Source organism: Corynebacterium xerosis NBRC 16721 = ATCC 373 (genome assembly GCF_001552415.1).
GTDB classification, from domain to species: Bacteria; Actinomycetota; Actinomycetes; order Mycobacteriales; family Mycobacteriaceae; genus Corynebacterium; species Corynebacterium xerosis.
Genome location: NZ_BCRD01000001.1, coordinates 457,551 through 474,548, shown reverse-complemented (window position 1 = coordinate 474,548; position 16,998 = coordinate 457,551). Strand labels below are relative to the sequence as shown.

The window sequence follows — 16,998 nt, the reverse complement described above, 5'->3', positions numbered from 1 at the left end:
CCACGCCAACTCGGCGCCATTCGGCCAACTCTCAGGCGCGTAAGCTGGACACATGAACATCTGACGCCTCCCGTCGCGCACGCCATCGTCGTAAAGCAACCGAACGGCGACCGCATCGCGCGACCACTCCCCTCCCCCACTCCAATCCAGCTATGCAGGAGGCGCCGCAATGGCCGAATCTCCCCTTCCCTTCATCGACGGATCCGCGACGCAGCTCGTGGCCAACTCCGTCAACTACGACTACGAGGGCACGCCGGTGCTCCGCGACGTGAACATGACCGTCTCCGCCGGCGACGTGCTGGGGCTCGTCGGGGACAACGGCGCGGGCAAGTCGACGTTGCTGTGGGTGCTGTCGGGCCGTCGCAAGCCGACTTCGGGCACCGTGTCGCACGTGGGCACGCGCGTGCTGGGCTCGCAGGAGCTCGAGGCGCCGTTCGAGTCGACGGCGCGGATGCTCGTCGACGAGGCGCTCGGGCCGTCGAAGCGACGCCTGCAGGCGCTGGAGGACGCCGCGGAGGCGATGTCCGTGGCCGATTCCCCCGCGGCGTCGGAAGCCGCGGAAAAGGCCTATTCCACGCTGTTTTCGGACGTCATGGCGCACGACGACTGGAACGCCGAGCATCACGCGGAAGTCGTCCTCGACTACCTCGGCCTGTCCGGAGAAGGCCCCGATGGCCCGGTGCTCGACCAGAAGTCCGTCGAGCTCTCCGGCGGCCAGCGGGCCCGGCTGGGGCTCGCGCTGACGCTGATCCGCAAGCCCGAGATCCTGCTTCTCGACGAGCCGACGAACCACCTCGACGACCGTGGCCGCCAGTTGGTCATCGACACCATCGTCGCTCACCCCGGCGTCGTGGTGGTGGCCACCCACGATCGCGATTTCCTCGACGCGGTGTGCACCGTCATCGGCGACCTCGTGCCGGGGCGCGAGGGCATCGGAATGTTCCGCGGCAACTACACCGACTACGACAAGCACCGCCGCCACGAACGCCAGCTGTGGGAGCACCAGTGGCGCACCGAGCAGCACGAGAAGGCGCGGCTGGAGCAGACGATCGAGACGGCCGCCGAGGGCGCCGGCCCGGTGCGTGCCAAGCGCGACAACGAGAAGATGGGCTACGACCACTCCGGCGGCCGCGCCGACCGCCAGGTCGCCCGGCGCATCCGCTCGGCGCGGCAGCGGCTCGAGGAGCTCGAGGACGATGGCGTGTCCAAGCCGCCGGCCCTGCTGGGTTTCGACGCGCCGCTGACCAAGCCCCTGTCCACCAAGCGCGCCCCGTCGGGCAGCGACGAGGACTTCCACGTGAAGCTGCGCGGCGTCGTCGTGCCCGATCGCATCCACGTCGGTTCTCTGACCATCCGCCCCGGCGACACCATCGTGGTCACCGGGCCCAATGGCGCGGGCAAGTCGACGCTGCTGAAGGTCATGCTCGGCCAGGTCGCCCCGGCCGCCGGCGAGATGCGCATCGGCCAGGAGGCCCGGATCGCCATGCTGGCGCAGGAGCAGGATTGGGCAGATCCGACGCTGAGCCCCAATCAGCTGTACGACGCCAACCCCAACCCCACCGTCACCCTCGACGACTTGGGGTTGCTCACCGCCCGCGACGCCAAACGCCCGGTCGGCGATCTGTCGGTGGGCCAGCAGCGCCGCGTCGCGCTGGCGCTGGTCGTGGCCAACCCGCCGGACATCCTGCTTCTCGACGAGCCGACGAACCACTTGTCCGTCGACCTCATCGAAGAGGTGCAGGACGCCATCGCGGAGGCCGAGGGCACCGTCATCGTGGTGACGCACGATCGCCGCATGGTCGATCGCCTGGAGGCGCGGCACCTCGTCGTAGAGGAAGGCGAAGTCACCGAGCTACCGCGGGGGAAGAAGCCCGTCGAGTTCGCGTAGGCACGGCATGCGGAAACCCCGCCACCGGAAGGCCGGGTGGCGGGGTTTTGTCGCGTCCGCGTCGGATGATCGGGAGGATCACCCTCGCGGGCTGCCGGAGAGCTGATGCTCCCCGGCGGGCCGGTGAGCTAGTGCTTCTCCGGCGGGGTGATGTACTGCGTGTTCAGCTTCGTGCCGGCGAAGATCAGGATGACCGCGCCCAGGACGATGAGCCAGTACGCCATGAAGGCGATGCCGTAGCCCAACAGCAGGATGCCCATGGTCATCACGAACGGCCAGATGGAGCTGGCGGAGAAGAAGCCCAGGGTGCCCGCGCCATCCGCGACCTCGGCCTCCTCCCAGTCGGAGGGGGTGATGTCCGAGCGGACTTCGGTGAAGTGGAAGTACACGCCCAGGAACAGGGTCAGGAGGGTGGACATCAGCAGGCCGGTGGCGCCGGCCCACTCGAGGCGGCCGTGATTTTCGTTGATGACGCTGCCGGTGTCCTGGAGGTACATCGTGCCGAAGATGTACACGACGGTCATAACGCCCAGGAACACGGTGAGACCGTAAAACAGCTTTGCTGCGGACTTCATGTCTGACTTCTTTCTGGAGTCGTCGGGCGGTTACTGGTTGAGGTCGACCGTGTTCGCCTCGCGGTCACCCATGTCGCGGGTGTCCAGGCGGCCGGCGTTGAACGGGCTGGTCGAGACCGCGAACGGATCCTCGCCAATGGCCTCGAGCGCCTCGGCGTTGGTGGCCTCGGGGTTGTCGAGACGGAACTGCATGTACTCGGCGAAGGCTTCGCGGGAGACCGCGCGGATCTCGAAGTTCATCATCGCGTGGTAGGTGCCGCACATCTCGGCGCAGCGGCCGACGAACGCGTTGGAGTAGCTGTCGCGCGGGTTGTCCACGGGGCGGTTCTCGATCATCGCCGAGGAGATCTCCTCGATCTGGAAGCGACGGTTCGACTTGTTGGCCTCCGGGTGCGGGAAGGCGTCGCGCTTGAACAGGAACTCGGGGACCCAGAAGGAGTGGACGACGTCGGCGGAAGCCAGGTCGAACTCGATCGGGGTGTCGGTCGGGAGAACCAGGACCGGGACCTCGTCGGTGGTGCCGAGGGTCTCGACCTCGTTGAAGTACAGGTAGGACAGGTCGGCCTTGGACTGGCCGTGGACCGGGTAGTCCTTCTGGTTCTGCTCGCCCTCGCCGGAGTGCTCCTCGCCGGTGAAGTAGACCTCGGGGCCGGTGGCCTCGCGGCGGCCCTCGTAGTCCTCGCCGCCCATCAGGTCACCGGAAACGTTGGCGTAGCCGAACTTCCAGTTCCACTGGAACGCGGTGACGTCGACGACGACCTCCGGGTCCTTGTCCATGGCAGTGACCTTGTCCTGCGTCTGGACGGTGAAGAAGAACAGGGACATGACGATCAGGATCGGGACGATCGTCAGAACCAGCTCGAGGGGGACGTTGTACGCGGTCTGGCGCGGGAATTCGTCCTTGCCGGCCTTCTTGGCCTTCTTCGCGGAGAAACCGACCATCGAGTAGATGGTGAGGCCCCACACGGCGATGCCGATGATCCAGGCCGCGACCCAGACCCACACCCAGAAGTTGCCCATGGCCTCGGCCTCGGGCGTAACGCCCATCGGCCAGCCAAAACGCAGCAGCTTGAAGAAGCCGTTCTCCGGCGGGTTTACGTCGCAGCCGGCGAGCAGGGTGGCGCTGCCGGCGAGGACGCCGAGCAGGCCGAGCTTACGGGCGGCTCCGTACTCTCTACGCTGATTCACGTGTGTCTGCCTTCCTGATCCACACAATTCCTTAAGAACCCATCAGGGTTCTGTCTTTCCCAAGCAGGTTAGCCCATTCCTGTGAATTCTCCACACTGGACTGACCCCACGGGGTGTCACCGAGTATAGACGGGCTGATAAAAGGCTGAGAAGGGGCACGGCCATGGGGGTGCCGTAGGTCATGGTGATCCCGGTCACGCTCCCGCGCGGGGGCGCGTGGCGCCGGTTTGCTTTGCGACGCCGAGGTTTTCGCGCAGCGGCGCGGGAATTCGCCCACGCCGCATGGGGGACTATTGTCTTACCGGTCCCCTCCCCCACGAAAGGTGTTCGCGAAAGCCATGTGCGGTCTCCTCGGAATTCTCACGGCCCGCTCCGATGCCGCGGACCTCGTGCCCGCCGTCGAGCGTGCCCTGCCCTGCATGCGCCACCGCGGCCCCGACGAAGCGGGCACGTGGAACGACGCCGACCTCGTCTACGGCTTCAACCGGCTGTCCATCATCGACCTGGCGCATTCGCACCAACCGCTGGTGTGGGGCCCCGAAGACCAGCCCGACCGTTACGTCCTGACGTTCAACGGCGAGATCTACAACTACGTGGAGCTCCGCGAGGAACTCACCGCCGCCGGCTACACCTTCAACACGTCGGGCGACGGTGAGCCGATCGTCGTCGGTTTCCACCACTGGGGCGCCGACGTGGTCAAGCACCTGCGCGGCATGTTCGGCGTGGCCATCTGGGACACGGTCGAGAAGAAGCTGTTCCTCGCCCGCGACCAGTTCGGCATCAAGCCGCTGTACTACGCGACGACCGGCCGCGGCACCGTCTTCGCCTCGGAGAAGAAGACCATCCTCGAGATGGCCCCGGAACTCGGCGTGGACGCCAAGGACGTCGACAAGCGCGCGCTTGTCCATTACATGGACCTGCAGTACGTGCCGGAGCCGGAGTCGCTGCACACCGACATCCGCCGCATCGAGTCCGGCTGCACCGCCACCGTCTCCCCCGGCGGCAAGGTCGAGCAGACGCGCTACTTCCACCCGAACTTCCCCATCCGCCCGGTGCCCAAGGGCGGCGAGCAGGCCGTGTTCGACCGGATCGCCGAAGCGCTGGAGGATTCCGTCGCCAAGCACATGCGCGCCGACGTGACCGTGGGCTCCTTCCTGTCCGGCGGCATCGACTCCACCGCCATCGCGACGCTGGCCAAGCGCCACAACCCGAATCTGCTGACCTTCACCACCGGCTTCGAGCGCGAGGGCTTCTCCGAGGTCGACGTCGCGGCGGAGTCGGCGGCGGCCATCGGCGTGGAGCACATCGTCAAGGTCGTCTCGCCGGAGGAGTTCGCGGCGGCGATCCCCAAGATCATCTGGTACCTCGACGACCCGGTGGCCGACCCGGCCCTGGTCCCGCTGTACTTCGTCGCCGCCGAGGCCCGCAAGCGCGTCAAGGTCGTGCTGTCCGGTGAAGGAGCCGACGAGCTGTTCGGCGGCTACACCATTTACAAGGAACCGCTGTCGCTGGCCGGCTTCGACCGCGTGCCCGGCCCGCTGAAGGCCGGCCTGGCCAAGCTCGGCGACGCACTGCCCGATGGCATGCGCGGCAAGTCCCTGCTGCAGCGCGGCACCACGCCGCTGGAGGACCGCTACTACGGCAACGCCCGCTCCTTCAACTGGGAGCAGCTGCAGCGCGTCCTGCCGTGGGCGCCGCGCGAGTGGGACCACCGCGAGGTCACCGCCCCGATCTACGCCCGCTCCGAGGGCATGGACCCGGTCACCCGCATGCAGCACCTGGATCTGTTCACGTGGATGCGCGGCGACATCCTGGTCAAGGCCGACAAGATCACCATGGCCAACTCGCTGGAGCTGCGCGTGCCGTTCCTGGACCGCGAGGTGTTCAAGGTCGCGGAGACCCTGCCGGTGGACATGCGCATCGCCAACGGCACCACCAAGTACGCCCTGCGCAAGGCGATGGAGCAGATCGTGCCGGCGCACGTGCTCAACCGCCGCAAGCTGGGCTTCCCGGTGCCGATCCGCCACTGGCTGGCCGGCGACGAGCTGCGCGGCTGGGCCGAGGACGTCATCCGCGAGTCGCAGACCGACGAGCTGATCGACAAGGCGCAGGTGCTGCAGATGCTCGCCGAGCACCACCCGACCGAGCGCGACCACTCCCGCCGCCTGTGGACCATCCTGGCGTTCATGGTGTGGCACGGCATCTTCATCGAGGGCCGCATCGATCCCGGCATCGAGCAGCGCGACTACCCCGTGCAGCTTTAGGGCCGCGCGCCGACGACGCACCGACGAGATCGCGATTCCATCCCGGAATCGCGATCTCGTCGTTTCCGGCGGCCATCGGCGCCCACGAGATCACGATCCACGCCCTCAATCGCGATCTCGTCGTTTCCGGGCGGCGCCGGCGCCCACGAGATCACCATCCACGCTTTCGTTCGCGATCTCGTCGGGTGCGCTTCGCCAGGTGCGCGCACCCATTGCTTTTCGGCTTCACGGCGAGCGTCACCACGGGCGGCGCCCCGTCTGCTTTACGACGCCCACCCGCTCCCCGTTCGCCCCTCCCCCAATTCCTGGCCGGCTCGTCGCACGTTGGCCCAACGGACCCCGGTCATTGAAGTTTCGTGCAAATATGGTGCACGCACTGCACATTTGAAGCCCGCGACCAGCGCCGATGCATTGGCCAACGCGCGGGGTGTAACTGCATATGCACGAAACCCCGGAGGCGTGCGACGGCGGCACGAAACCTCCGGATGCGAGCGGCGGCCATGCGGAACGTCGACCGTCGCAAAGCACGGGACGGCGACCGTGAGGCTCGACCCGCCCCCGAAACGCGAAAACCCGCCGCCGACCACGAGGGTCGGGGCGGGATCCGGAGTTCAGTCGATCAGGCGGGGCCGATCATCCGGAGTTCAGTCGATCAGGCGGGGCCGATCATCCGGAGTTCAGTCGATCAGGCGGGGCCGATCAGTTGAACGAGTCGCCGCAGGCGCAGGAGCCGGTGGCGTTCGGGTTGTCGATGGTGAAGCCCTGCTGCTCGATGGTGTCGGCGAAGTCGATCTTCGCGCCCATCAGGTAGGGCACCGACTGGCGGTCGACGACGAGGCGGACGCCGCCGAACTCCTCCGACACGTCACCATCCAGGTTCCGGTCGTCGAAGTAGAGCTGGTAGCGCAGGCCCGCGCAGCCGCCCGGGGCGACGGAGATGCGCAGCGACAGGTTGTTGGCGCCTTCCTGATCGAGGAGGGCCTTGGCCTTGGCGGCGGCGACGTCGGTGAGGGTCACGCCGGTGGTCTGTGCGGTGGTCATAGCGTGGTGCTCCTTGGTAAGCGGTGCTGGGTTACTTCGGGGAACGCGGCCGGGGGACGTTCTATTCCCCATCGGCCTTCCCGTCGGCGATGCGGATCAGCGGGGCCGTGGCCGCCGCCTCAACGCACCGTCGGCGTTCCGATATGGCCGAAGGATACCCTTGGCACCCTAGTCCCGTGGCGCGTGCCCCGCCAGCATCCGGGAAATGTCCCGGAATCCGGCGCCCCTCCCCGGTCCGGCGCGCCACTTTGGGCCGTCGCCGCAGGCCCGATAGGGTGTTGGCCGTGAAGACGCCCTGGAAGAAGAACGAGTCCCCCTCCGCCGCCGCGGACGCAGCCAACGCGGATGCCGCCGGCACCGGCGCCACCGACAATGGCGCCGACCAGCGCGGTCACGCCCCGACCTCGGAGGAGGCCGCCCGCACCGCGACCGGCAAGAGCCGCGCGTACACGCCGAAGAAGGGCCGTCCGACTCCGAAGCGCAACGAGATCGAGCGCGCCCACGGCACCCGCCGCGGCCCGATCACTCCCCCGAAGACCCGCAAGGAGGCCCGCGAGCAGCGCAAGCAGCAGAAGGCCACCATGTCGAAGGAGGAGCTGAAGGCGCAGAAGGCCCGCGAGCGCGCCGATCGCCGCGAGCAGCGCCGCATCGCCGACGAGCGCATGGCCGCCGGCGACCCGAAGTACATGCTGCCCCGCGATCAGGGCCCGGAGCGGGCGCTGGTCCGCGATTGGGTGGACTCGCGCCGCTTCTTCGCCAACGTGTTCCTGCCGGTCGCTCTGGTGCTGCTGCTGATCATGTTCATCGGCCAGGCGTTCCCGGTGGCGGCGAACGTGGCGTCGATCTTCTCGATGATCCTGATCATCGTGCTGGTGGTGGAGGCCATCACCATCGGCAAGCGCGCCAACAAGCTCGTCCGCGAGCGTTTCCCGGACACCGACGCCGCCGGCGCGGGCCTGGGCTTCTACGCGTACTCCCGCGCTTCGCAGCCGCGCCGCCTGCGCACCCCGCGCCCGCAGAAGAACATCGGCGACGAGGTTTAGGCCGCCGGTGCGGACTCTCGTCCTGGGTGGGGCGCGTTCCGGCAAGTCCGCGTGGGCCGAGTCGCTTTTCGACGGCCACCGCCCCTCCGGTTCGCAGGGGGATCCGATTGCCGTCGACTACGTGGCAACGGCGCGGCCCTGGCCGGGCGCCGATGGCTTCGACGCCGATTTCGCCGCCCGCATCGCGGGGCACCGGGATCGGCGGCCGGCGCATTGGCGCACCGTCGACGACGTCGACGCCGTTGAGGCGCTGCGTCGCCCCCTCTCACCGCACGTGCTCCTCGACGATGTGGGCACGTGGTTGACGGGTGTCTTCGACCGCGAGGGTCTGTGGGACTTGCCCCGGGGGTCGGTGGCGCCGTGGACGGACGAGCTCGTCGCCGCGGTCCGAGATTGGCCCGGCGCAGGGCCCGCCACCGGGACGTCGGCCAGGTCCTCCACCGCACCCTTCGCAGGGTTCTCCACCGGCTCTTCCACCAGTCCCTCCGCCGGGTCCGGTGACGGCTCCCCCGCCGTAGCCGATGTTCCGGGCGAATCGGGGGAAACGCGGGACGTCGTCAAGCGCGAACCGCACCTGGTGATTGTCACCCCGGAAGTGGGGATGGGCGTCATTCCCGAACACCGGTCGGGCCGGCTGTTCCGCGACGAAATCGGCCTGCTCAACGGGCGTCTTGCCGAGGTATGCGACCAGGTGGTGCTCGTCGTCGCCGGCATGCCGCTGCGCCTGAAGTGACGGCGCGGACCGGGGCGCCGCCGCCGAACGGACCCGTATCCGATGGCTGGGATAATCTTTTGAACCATGACCAACAATCGCTTCGGTACCGTCGTCGCCCCCGATGAGCATGTCGAGCAGCTCGCCCGCGAGCGCCAGCTCCAGTTGACGAAGCCGACGGGCTCGCTCGGTCGCCTGGAGGACCTCGGCGTCTGGGTGTCCGCGTGCCAGGGCCAGTGCCCGCCGAAGCAGCTGGAGGACTGCCGCGTCGTCGTCTTCGCCGGCGATCACGGGGTGTCGGCCAGCGGCGTGTCGGCGTACCCGACCGAGGTGTCCATCCAGATGCACGCCAACATCAACGCCGGCGGCGCGGGCGTCAACGCCATCGCCGGGGTGGCGGGCGCGTCCGTGAAGTCCGTGGACATTTCGCTGGACCACGAGGCGGAGGGGCCGTTCCGCGTGCGCCGGTCCTGCGGTTCCATCGACGTCGAGGACGCGATGACGCAGGACGAGTGCGACCGCGCCATCGAGGTGGGCAAGAAGCTGGCCGACGACGCGATCGACGAGGGCGCCGACCTGCTCATCGCCGGCGACCTGGGCATCGGCAACACCACTCCGGCGGCGGTGCTCATCGGCGCGGTGACCGGTTCGGAGCCCGTCACCGTCGTCGGCCGCGGCACCGGCATCGACGACGAGGGGTGGAAGCGCAAGACCGCCGCCGTGCGCGACGCGATGTTCCGCGTCCGCCGGCTGCGCAATGATCCCGTTGAGGTCCTGCGCCGCGTGTCCTCCCCCGACATGACCGCCATGGCAGCGTTTCTGGCGCAGGCCGCGGTGCGCCGCACCCCGGTGATCCTCGACGGCGTGGTCACCACCGCCGCGGCCCTGCTCGCCGACCAGATGGCGCCGGGCGCCCGCGCGTGGTGGGTCGCCGGCCACAAGTCGGCCGAGCCCGCCCATTCCATCGCGCTGCGGCACCTGGGCCTGGAGCCGCTGCTGGACTACGGCATGCGTCTGGGCGAGGGTTCGGGTGCCGTGGCGGCGCTGCCGATTCTCAAGCACTCCGTCGCCGTCCTGTCCGAGATGGCGACCTTCGGCGACGCGGGCGTGTCCGACAAGGACGGCGCCGTGCCCGCCCCGACCGCCGCCGACGTGTCCGCACCGCCGGAGGCCGCGGGCTCCACCGACTCCGCGGACTCCCCGGACTCCCCCGACGACCGCCCGGGCCACCGCGAGGGCGGCGAGCAGCCGTCCCAGCGGGACTGATCCGCCCGTGTCGGGAAAGGCCGGCCCGTCCGAGGACGCGTCCCTCGACGGTGACCGCGCGGTTCACGGGAACGCCGTCGCCGAGGGGGTCGGCACGGCCATCTCCTGGTTGACCATCGTGCCCATGCGCGGCGCGACGGTCTTCGACCGCATCACGGGCCGCCGCGCCCTGGCGGCGGCGCCGGTGGCCGGCCTGGTGCCCGGTCTGGCCGCGGTCGCCGTCGCGACGATCGTCGTCGGCGGCGCCCATCTGCTTTCCGACGGGCGGGGGCCCACCGCCTCCGCCGCAAACGCGATTTCCACTGCCGCCGTCGCCGCCGCCTCCCCCGCCACCGCGCCCCTGCTCGCCGCGCTGATCGGCGTGCTCATCGTCTGCGCCTCCGAATTGACCACCCGCGCCATGCACGTCGACGGTCTCGCCGACGTCGCCGATGCCCTGGGCTCGTACCGCGATCCGGAGGGCGCCCGCGAGATCCTCCGCTCCCCCGACGTCGGGCCGATGGGCTCAGCGGCGGTCACTCTGACGCTGCTGGGCCAAACTGCGGCGATGGCGGTGCTCGCGCATGGCTTTACGACGACGCTGTTCCCCACCGAAGCAGCCTTGTTCCCGGGAGTCGGCGGTGCCGCCATCGTGACCGCCGCTCTGGTGCTGGTCCTGCCCTTCATCATCGCGCGGGCCGCGGCAACCACGGCCTGCCACCGCAGTCTCCCGCCGATGTCACCCACGGGTTTCGGCGGTCTCGTCGGCGCGACGCAACCCACGTGGACCGTGGTGGCCTGGTGGTTCCCGCTCACGGTCGCCGCATGGTTCCTCGCGGGGGCGGCGGGGATTCTCGCATGCCTGGCGGTGGTCCTGTTCACCGTTCTTTTCGCGCGCAAGCTGGTCACGCGCCTGGGCGGGATCAACGGCGACGGCCTCGGTGCGATCGTGCAGCTGTCCACGCTGATCGCCGCCGTTTTCCTCGCGCTGGGGTGACCGAGCGCGGATGCGCCCCCTCCACGGCGAACGGGGTTCGCCCTGGTGACGGCCGGTGCCGGGGGTGGGGCCACACCTCTTTCGCACCCGAATTGGACTTACTCGAAAATGACCATTGACGAACTCGGAATGGTCGGCCTAGACTGAGGGCACACCGCCGGAGAGGCGGAGTAGGAGGCTCGTTTCGGGGCTCGCCCAATTAAATCAAGCGCCGTCCGTTTGCCGGGGCGCCACTCACGAGCACACCTTCGACCTCCGGGTTTTACGGAATGCGCCTTGCGGAATGACTGCCGCGAGGCGCATTTTCGTATTCGCCGAGCATTCGCCGCCTAATTTCAGTTTCACGACACGGTGAATCCGATTCCCCCACATTCCCCCTCGCCCCCACACACGTTCCGTAAATGTCGGGGGAATCCAGGCGGACTTCATTTTCCGCTCAGAAACGTACCGGAGGGAACGTGCCGGCGGGCCGTCGTCAAGCTGCACCGCGCAGCGGAACGCAAAGAGAAACACGCCGGGTGGACAGGTACACGTGGTGTGCCACATGTACCTGTCCACCCGACGTGTTTCCGCGAGTCGACCGGGGCGCTACGCCTCCGGGGACTCCACGAGGGTGTGCAGCCAACCGTGCTCGTCGGGGACGTCGCCGCGCTGGATGCCGGTGAGGCGCTCGCGCAGCTTCATGGTCCACTCGCCGGTCTCGCCGCCGTTGATCTTGAACGACCCGTCGCGCGAATCGACCTCGCCGACCGGGGTGATCACGGCCGCGGTGCCGCAGGCGAAGGTCTCGGACATCTTGCCGCTGGTGGCGTCGTTCTCCCAGTCGGCGGTGGACACGCGGCGCTCCTCGACCTCCATGCCCATGTCGGCGGCGACGGTGAGCAGCGAATCGCGGGTGATGCCCGGCAGCAGGGAACCGGACAGCGCCGGGGTCACCAGCTTGACGCCGGCCTCGCACTCGTTGTCCGGGTAGAGGAAGGCGAGGTTCATGCCGCCCATTTCCTCGATCCAGGTGCGCTCGATGGCGTCGAGCCACACGACCTGGTCGCAGCCCTTCTCCTCCGCCTGGGCCTGCGCGGCCAGCGAGGCGGCGTAGTTGCCGGCGAACTTGGCGTCGCCGGTGCCGCCCGGGCAGGCGCGGACGTACTCGTGGGACAGCCACACCTTCACGGGGTTGATGCCGCCGGTGAAGTACGCGCCGGCCGGCGAGGCGATGAGCAGGAAGGTGTAGGACGACGACGGGTGCACGCCGAGGGTGCGCTCCGTGGCGATGAGCATGGGGCGCAGATACAGCGACTCCTCGCCGCCGGCTTCGGGCACCCACGCCTGGTCGACGTCGACGAGCAGGCGCACGGCCTCGAGGAACAGCTCCTCCGGCAGCTCCGGCATGGCCATGCGCGCGGCGGAACGCTGGAATCGGCGGGCGTTCTGCTCGGGGCGGAACGTCACGATCGACCCGTCGGCGTGGCGGTAAGCCTTGAGCCCCTCGAAGATCGCCTGGCCGTAATGCAGCACCGACGACGCGGGGTCCATGGTCAGCGGCCCGTACGCCTCGACGCGCGCCGAATGCCACCCACGATCGGCGTCCCAATCGATGCGGACCATGTGGTCGGTGAAGTACTGGCCGAATCCCGGCTTGGCCAGGATGCGGGCGCGCTCCTCGTCGGAGCGCGGGTCCTCGTTGCGGACGATGTCGAAAGTCGTGGCTGCCATGGCGTACATCGTAGACCCGCCCAGTTTCGCGCGTGGCGAACCCCCGGCGGCCGATGGTGGTGCGGCGGTACGGTGGTGGCGATTCACCGGGATCGGCGGGTTGCTTTGCGACGGCGCCGGTCCCCCGATCCGTCTTGAACCGAAAGAGGAGCGCCCGCATGACCGATTCCCGCACCAATGGTTTCGCCACCCCCAACTCCACCGTCCTGGGGCAGCTGCTCCCGGCGACGGGCACCCGCGTCGACGTCGTCGCCGGCGGCGATGCCGCGGTGGCCGATCTCGGCGCCGATTGCCTGCTGGTGGCCTTGCTCGACGGCGATGATCTGGAGCTCGTCGCCTCGTCGGCGCTGGGCGACAAGGCCGCGGAGGTGCTGACACTGCTGGAGGCCGTGGGCGCGTCGGCGAAGCTGGAGAAGGTCACCCGCATCCCCGCCCCGGAGGGCACCGGCGTGGCGACGATCGCCGCCGTCGGACTCGGCGACGGCGACCCGGATTCGGAGACCATCCGCCGGGCGTCCGGCGCCGCGGCCCGTGCGCTGGGCTCCGTCGGTCACGTGGTCTCCGCGCTCGGCGAGCTCGACGCCGCCGCGGCGGCCGAGGGCTTCGGCATGGGCGGCTACTCCTACGACGGCCTGAAGAAGAAGGGCGCCGATTCGGACGGCGACCATGCGAAGGAAGACGACGAGGCCAACGGCACGCGCACCCTCACCGTCCTCGGTGCCACCGAGGAGGAGGCCGCCCGCGCGGCGGCGGTCATCGACGCCGTGGCGACGGCCCGTGACTTCGTCAACACCGCGTCGTCGCACCTGTACCCGGAGGTGTTCGCGGACGCCGCGGCGAAGCTCGGCGAATCCGCCGGCGTCGAGGTGGAGGTGCTCGACGACGAGGCGCTGGCGGCCGGCGGCTTCGGCGGCCTCACGGCGGTCGGCGGCGGATCCGCGCGCGGCCCGCGCCTGGTCCGCATGACCTGGGCCGGCAGGTCGGGTGACGGGAAGGCCGGGAACACCGCAGCGGCGGACGGCGGAGCCGCCCCGAAGGTCGCGCTGGTGGGCAAGGGCGTCACCTTCGACACCGGCGGCATCTCGCTGAAGCCGGGCGCGAACATGGAGAACATGATCTCCGACATGGGCGGCGCCGCGGCGGTCATCGCCACCGTGGTCCTCGCCGCACGACTGGGCCTGCCCGTGCCGGTCACCGCGACCATCCCGATGGCGGAGAACATGCCCGGCGGCCGCGCCTACCGCCCCGGCGACGTGATCACGCAGTACGGCGGCACGACGGTCGAAATCCTCAACACCGACGCCGAGGGCCGCCTGATCCTCGCCGACGCTCTGGTGCGCGCCTGCGAGGACGAGCCGACCCACCTCATCGACACGGCGACGCTCACCGGCGCGCAGCTCATCGCCCTCGGCGGCCGCACCCCGGGCGTGCTGGGCACCGACGAGTTCCGCGACCGCGTCTCCGAGCTGTCCCGCGAGGTCGGCGAGGGCGGCTGGTCGATGCCGATCCCCGAGGAGCTGGCCGAGGGCCTGAAGTCCCCCGTCGCCGACCTGCGCAACGTGTCCAACTCCCGCGAGGGCGGCATGAGCGTCGCCGCCGCGTACCTGCGCGAGTTCGTCGGCGACGACGTCGAGTGGGTGCACATCGACGTCGCCGGCCCGGCGTTCAACACCAACGCGCCGTGGGGCTACACCCCGAAGCGCGCCACCGGTGTTCCGGTGCGCACCATGTTCGCCGCACTGGAGGATCTCGCGGGCGAGTAAACCGCCCGGCCGGCCCGGGTGGCGACGGGCGTCGCAAAGCAACTGCCCGGCCGGCCCGGGTGGCGACGGGCGTCGCAAAGCAACTGCCCGGCCGGCGCGGGTGGCGACGGGCGTCGCAAAGCAATCGCGCCCCGCCCCCGGTTAACGCCGCAGTCCCCGCCCCACCCGGACGACGGCCCCGCGCGAGCCCGAACCGCACCCCCGCACATGCCCGACGCGCCGCAACCCGGCACGTCGGGCATGCCGCGTAAGCGGGAGAGTTTGCGAAACGGTACCCTAGTTCGTGATCACCAACTATTGAGCGATTGTCGAGGAGAGCACACATGGCGACCTCTGTTGAGATGCCCGAACTGGGCGAATCCGTCACCGAGGGCACGATTACCACCTGGCTGAAGAAGGTCGGCGACACCGTCGAGGTCGACGAGCCCTTGCTGGAGGTTTCCACCGACAAGGTGGACACGGAGATTCCGTCGCCGGTCGCCGGCGTGCTGCTCGAGATCCTGGCCGAGGAAGACGACACCGTCGACGTGGGCGAGGTCATCGCCAAGATCGGCGATGAGGACGAGTCCGGCGACTCCGGCTCCGACGATTCCGCCGACGAGGCGGAGGAAGACGAGGCCGAGGAGGCCGCCGAGGACGAGGCCGCCGACGACGAGAAGTCGGAGGACAAGTCCGAGAAGCCGAAGAAGTCCGGCGGCTCCGGCAAGGCCACCGACGTCGAGATGCCCGAGCTGGGCGAATCGGTCACCGAGGGGACCATCACCACCTGGCTGAAGGAGGTCGGCGACACCGTCGAGGTCGACGAGCCACTGCTCGAGGTCTCCACCGACAAGGTCGACACCGAGATCCCGTCGCCGGTCGCCGGCACCCTGGTCGAGGTCCTGGCCGAGGTCGACGACACCGTCGACGTGGGCGCGGTCATCGCGCGCATCGGCGACGCCGACGCCGCCGCGTCCGACGACTCCGCTGATTCGGACGACGAGGATGCGGACGTGCCCTCCGAGGAAGCCATCGAGGAGTCGGAGTCCAAGGACGACAACGACACCGTCGAGGAAGCCAAGGACGAGTCGGCCGACGAGGAGAAGAAGTCCGAGAAGCCGAAGAAGTCCGGCGGCTCCGGCAAGGCCTCCGACGTGGAGATGCCGGAACTCGGCGAGTCCGTCACCGAGGGCACCATCACGTCCTGGCTGAAGGAGGTCGGCGACACCGTCGAGGTCGACGAGCCGCTGCTCGAGGTCTCCACCGACAAGGTCGACACCGAGATCCCGTCGCCGGTCGCCGGCACCCTGATCGAGGTTCTCTTCGACGTCGACGACACCGTCGACGTGGGCGCGGTCATCGCGCGCGTCGGTGACGCCGACGCCGCCGATGATGGCGACGACGCCGAGGTGGAGGCCGCAGAGGCCGCCACCGAGGAGAAGGAGGAGCCGAAGAAGAAGGACCAGCCCAAGAAGGCCGAGCCGAAGAAGGAGGAGAAGAAGCAGGAGGCGAAGTCGGAGAAGTCCGAGCCGAAGAAGGACGACGCCAAGAAGGACGACGCGAAGTCCTCCTCCAACGCCGAGGTCCCCTACGTCACTCCCCTGGTGCGCAAGCTCGCCGACAAGCACGGCGTCGACCTGTCCAAGGTCGAGGGTTCGGGCATCGGCGGCCGCATCCGCAAGCAGGACGTGCTCAAGGCCGCCGAGGGCGGCACCGAGGCGACCAAGGGCGACGAGCCGGCTTCCTCCAACTGGTCCACGAAGGGCGTCCGCCCCGAGCTGGCCGACCTGCGCGGCACCACCCAGCGCGTCAACCGCATCCGCGAGATCACCGCGGCAAAGACCCTCGAGTCGCTGCAGACCTCCGCGCAGCTGACCCAGCTCCACGAGGTCGACATGACCGAGGTGTGGGACCTGCGCGCCGAGAAGAAGGCCGCCTTCGAGGAGAAGCACGGCGTGAAGCTCACGTTCCTGCCGTTCTTCGCCAAGGCGATGGTCGAGGCCCTGGTGTCGCACCCGAACGTCAACGCTTCGTGGGACGACTCCAAGAAGGAGATCACCTACCACGAGAAGGTGAACCTCGGCATCGCCGTGGACACCGACCGTGGCCTGCTCTCCCCGGTCATCCATGACGCGCAGGACATGTCCCTGCCGGAGCTGGCCGCCGCGATCGTCGACATCGCCGACCGCGCGCGCAACAACAAGCTCAAGCCGAACGACCTGTCCGGCGGCACGTTCACCATCACCAACATCGGTTCCGAGGGTGCGCTGTCCGACACCCCGATCCTCGTCCCGCCGCAGGGTGCGATGGTCGGCACGGGCATCATCAAGAAGCGCGCCGTCGTGGTGACGGAGAACGGCAGCGACGCCATCGGCATCCGCGCCATGGCCTACCTGCCCATGACCTACGATCACCGCCTGATCGACGGTGCCGACGCGGGTCGCTTCATGACCACCGTCGTCGACCGCCTGCAGGTCGCGAACTTCGAGAGCGACCTGGAGCTCTAGTCCGATCGGGTTCCCGGGCGACCGGGAGCCCGACTTGAGCTCGATTTCCGCAGCCGGCCGCTGCATCCGAAAGGGTGCGGCGG

12 protein-coding genes are annotated in these 16,998 nt (G+C 69.1%); 8 read left to right on the top strand and 4 right to left on the bottom strand.

The window, feature by feature from the left end:
* The first annotated feature begins 169 nt into the window (after positions 1-169).
* The gene (locus CX1_RS02140) at positions 170-1,888 is read left to right on the top strand and encodes an ABC-F family ATP-binding cassette domain-containing protein (protein ID WP_060925196.1); all 1,719 of its coding nucleotides are present in this window, start codon (positions 170-172) and stop codon (positions 1,886-1,888) included.
* Positions 1,889-2,016: 128 nt separating this feature from the next.
* Here CX1_RS02140 and ctaF read toward each other — a convergent pair whose 3' ends face one another.
* Both ctaF and ctaC read right to left on the bottom strand, forming a co-directional pair.
* Positions 2,017-2,463 carry an aa3-type cytochrome oxidase subunit IV gene (gene ctaF, locus CX1_RS02135; protein WP_046649678.1) on the bottom strand — a complete coding sequence of 149 codons (447 nt, stop codon included), beginning with the start codon at positions 2,461-2,463 and terminating at the stop codon, positions 2,017-2,019.
* 30 nt (positions 2,464-2,493) lie between these two features.
* A complete protein-coding gene (gene ctaC / locus CX1_RS02130) occupies positions 2,494-3,651 on the bottom strand; it encodes an aa3-type cytochrome oxidase subunit II (RefSeq protein WP_060925195.1) in 1,158 nt (385 codons plus the stop codon).
* Positions 3,652-3,989: 338 nt separating this feature from the next.
* On the opposite strand from ctaC, the gene asnB reads away from it, so the two are divergent.
* On the top strand, positions 3,990-5,915 hold the full coding sequence (gene asnB / locus CX1_RS02125; protein WP_046649705.1) for an asparagine synthase (glutamine-hydrolyzing): 1,926 nt from the start codon (positions 3,990-3,992) through the stop codon (positions 5,913-5,915).
* A gap of 699 nt (positions 5,916-6,614) precedes the next feature.
* Here asnB and CX1_RS02120 read toward each other — a convergent pair.
* A complete protein-coding gene (locus CX1_RS02120; RefSeq protein ID WP_046649677.1) occupies positions 6,615-6,956 on the bottom strand; it encodes a HesB/IscA family protein in 342 nt (113 codons plus the stop codon).
* A 284-nt stretch (positions 6,957-7,240) separates the two neighbouring features.
* Between CX1_RS02120 and CX1_RS02115 the strand changes: the two genes are divergently transcribed.
* The 4 genes from CX1_RS02115 to CX1_RS02100 all read left to right on the top strand — a co-directional run bounded on the left by CX1_RS02115 (position 7,241) and on the right by CX1_RS02100 (position 10,953).
* A complete protein-coding gene (locus CX1_RS02115; protein WP_046649704.1) occupies positions 7,241-7,999 on the top strand; it encodes a DUF3043 domain-containing protein in 759 nt (252 codons plus the stop codon).
* A gap of 7 nt (positions 8,000-8,006) precedes the next feature.
* Entirely contained in the window at positions 8,007-8,732 is a 726-nt protein-coding gene (locus CX1_RS12750) for a bifunctional adenosylcobinamide kinase/adenosylcobinamide-phosphate guanylyltransferase (protein ID WP_046649676.1), read from the top strand.
* A gap of 66 nt (positions 8,733-8,798) precedes the next feature.
* Positions 8,799-9,977 (top strand): nicotinate-nucleotide--dimethylbenzimidazole phosphoribosyltransferase, encoded by a 1,179-nt coding sequence (gene cobT / locus CX1_RS02105; RefSeq protein WP_082719001.1) that lies wholly within the window; start codon positions 8,799-8,801, stop codon positions 9,975-9,977.
* Between the two features lie 7 nt (positions 9,978-9,984).
* On the top strand, positions 9,985-10,953 hold the full coding sequence (locus CX1_RS02100) for an adenosylcobinamide-GDP ribazoletransferase (RefSeq protein WP_060925194.1): 969 nt from the start codon (positions 9,985-9,987) through the stop codon (positions 10,951-10,953).
* Between the two features lie 588 nt (positions 10,954-11,541).
* Here CX1_RS02100 and CX1_RS02095 read toward each other — a convergent pair.
* Positions 11,542-12,666 carry a branched-chain amino acid aminotransferase gene (locus CX1_RS02095; RefSeq protein WP_046649411.1) on the bottom strand — a complete coding sequence of 375 codons (1,125 nt, stop codon included), beginning with the start codon at positions 12,664-12,666 and terminating at the stop codon, positions 11,542-11,544.
* A gap of 158 nt (positions 12,667-12,824) precedes the next feature.
* On the opposite strand from CX1_RS02095, the gene CX1_RS02090 reads away from it, so the two are divergent.
* Positions 12,825-14,429 carry a leucyl aminopeptidase gene (locus CX1_RS02090; RefSeq protein WP_060925193.1) on the top strand — a complete coding sequence of 535 codons (1,605 nt, stop codon included), beginning with the start codon at positions 12,825-12,827 and terminating at the stop codon, positions 14,427-14,429.
* A 323-nt stretch (positions 14,430-14,752) separates the two neighbouring features.
* Positions 14,753-16,915, top strand: coding sequence for a 2-oxoglutarate dehydrogenase, E2 component, dihydrolipoamide succinyltransferase (sucB, locus tag CX1_RS02085; protein WP_060925192.1), 2,163 nt, complete (start codon positions 14,753-14,755; stop codon positions 16,913-16,915).
* Positions 16,916-16,998 lie beyond the last annotated feature (83 nt).

Bases quoted from the DNA above. Each gene is read 5' to 3' on its own strand.
- CX1_RS02140 (WP_060925196.1), top strand. From the start codon at position 170: ATGGCCGAATCTCCCCTTCCCTTCATCGACGGATCCGCGACGCAGCTC.
- ctaF (WP_046649678.1), bottom strand. From the start codon at position 2,463: ATGAAGTCCGCAGCAAAGCTGTTTTACGGTCTCACCGTGTTCCTGGGC.
- asnB (WP_046649705.1), top strand. From the start codon at position 3,990: ATGTGCGGTCTCCTCGGAATTCTCACGGCCCGCTCCGATGCCGCGGAC.
- CX1_RS02120 (WP_046649677.1), bottom strand. From the start codon at position 6,956: ATGACCACCGCACAGACCACCGGCGTGACCCTCACCGACGTCGCCGCC.
- cobT (WP_082719001.1), top strand. From the start codon at position 8,799: ATGACCAACAATCGCTTCGGTACCGTCGTCGCCCCCGATGAGCATGTC.
- CX1_RS02095 (WP_046649411.1), bottom strand. From the start codon at position 12,666: ATGGCAGCCACGACTTTCGACATCGTCCGCAACGAGGACCCGCGCTCC.
- CX1_RS02090 (WP_060925193.1), top strand. From the start codon at position 12,825: ATGACCGATTCCCGCACCAATGGTTTCGCCACCCCCAACTCCACCGTC.
- sucB (WP_060925192.1), top strand. From the start codon at position 14,753: ATGGCGACCTCTGTTGAGATGCCCGAACTGGGCGAATCCGTCACCGAG.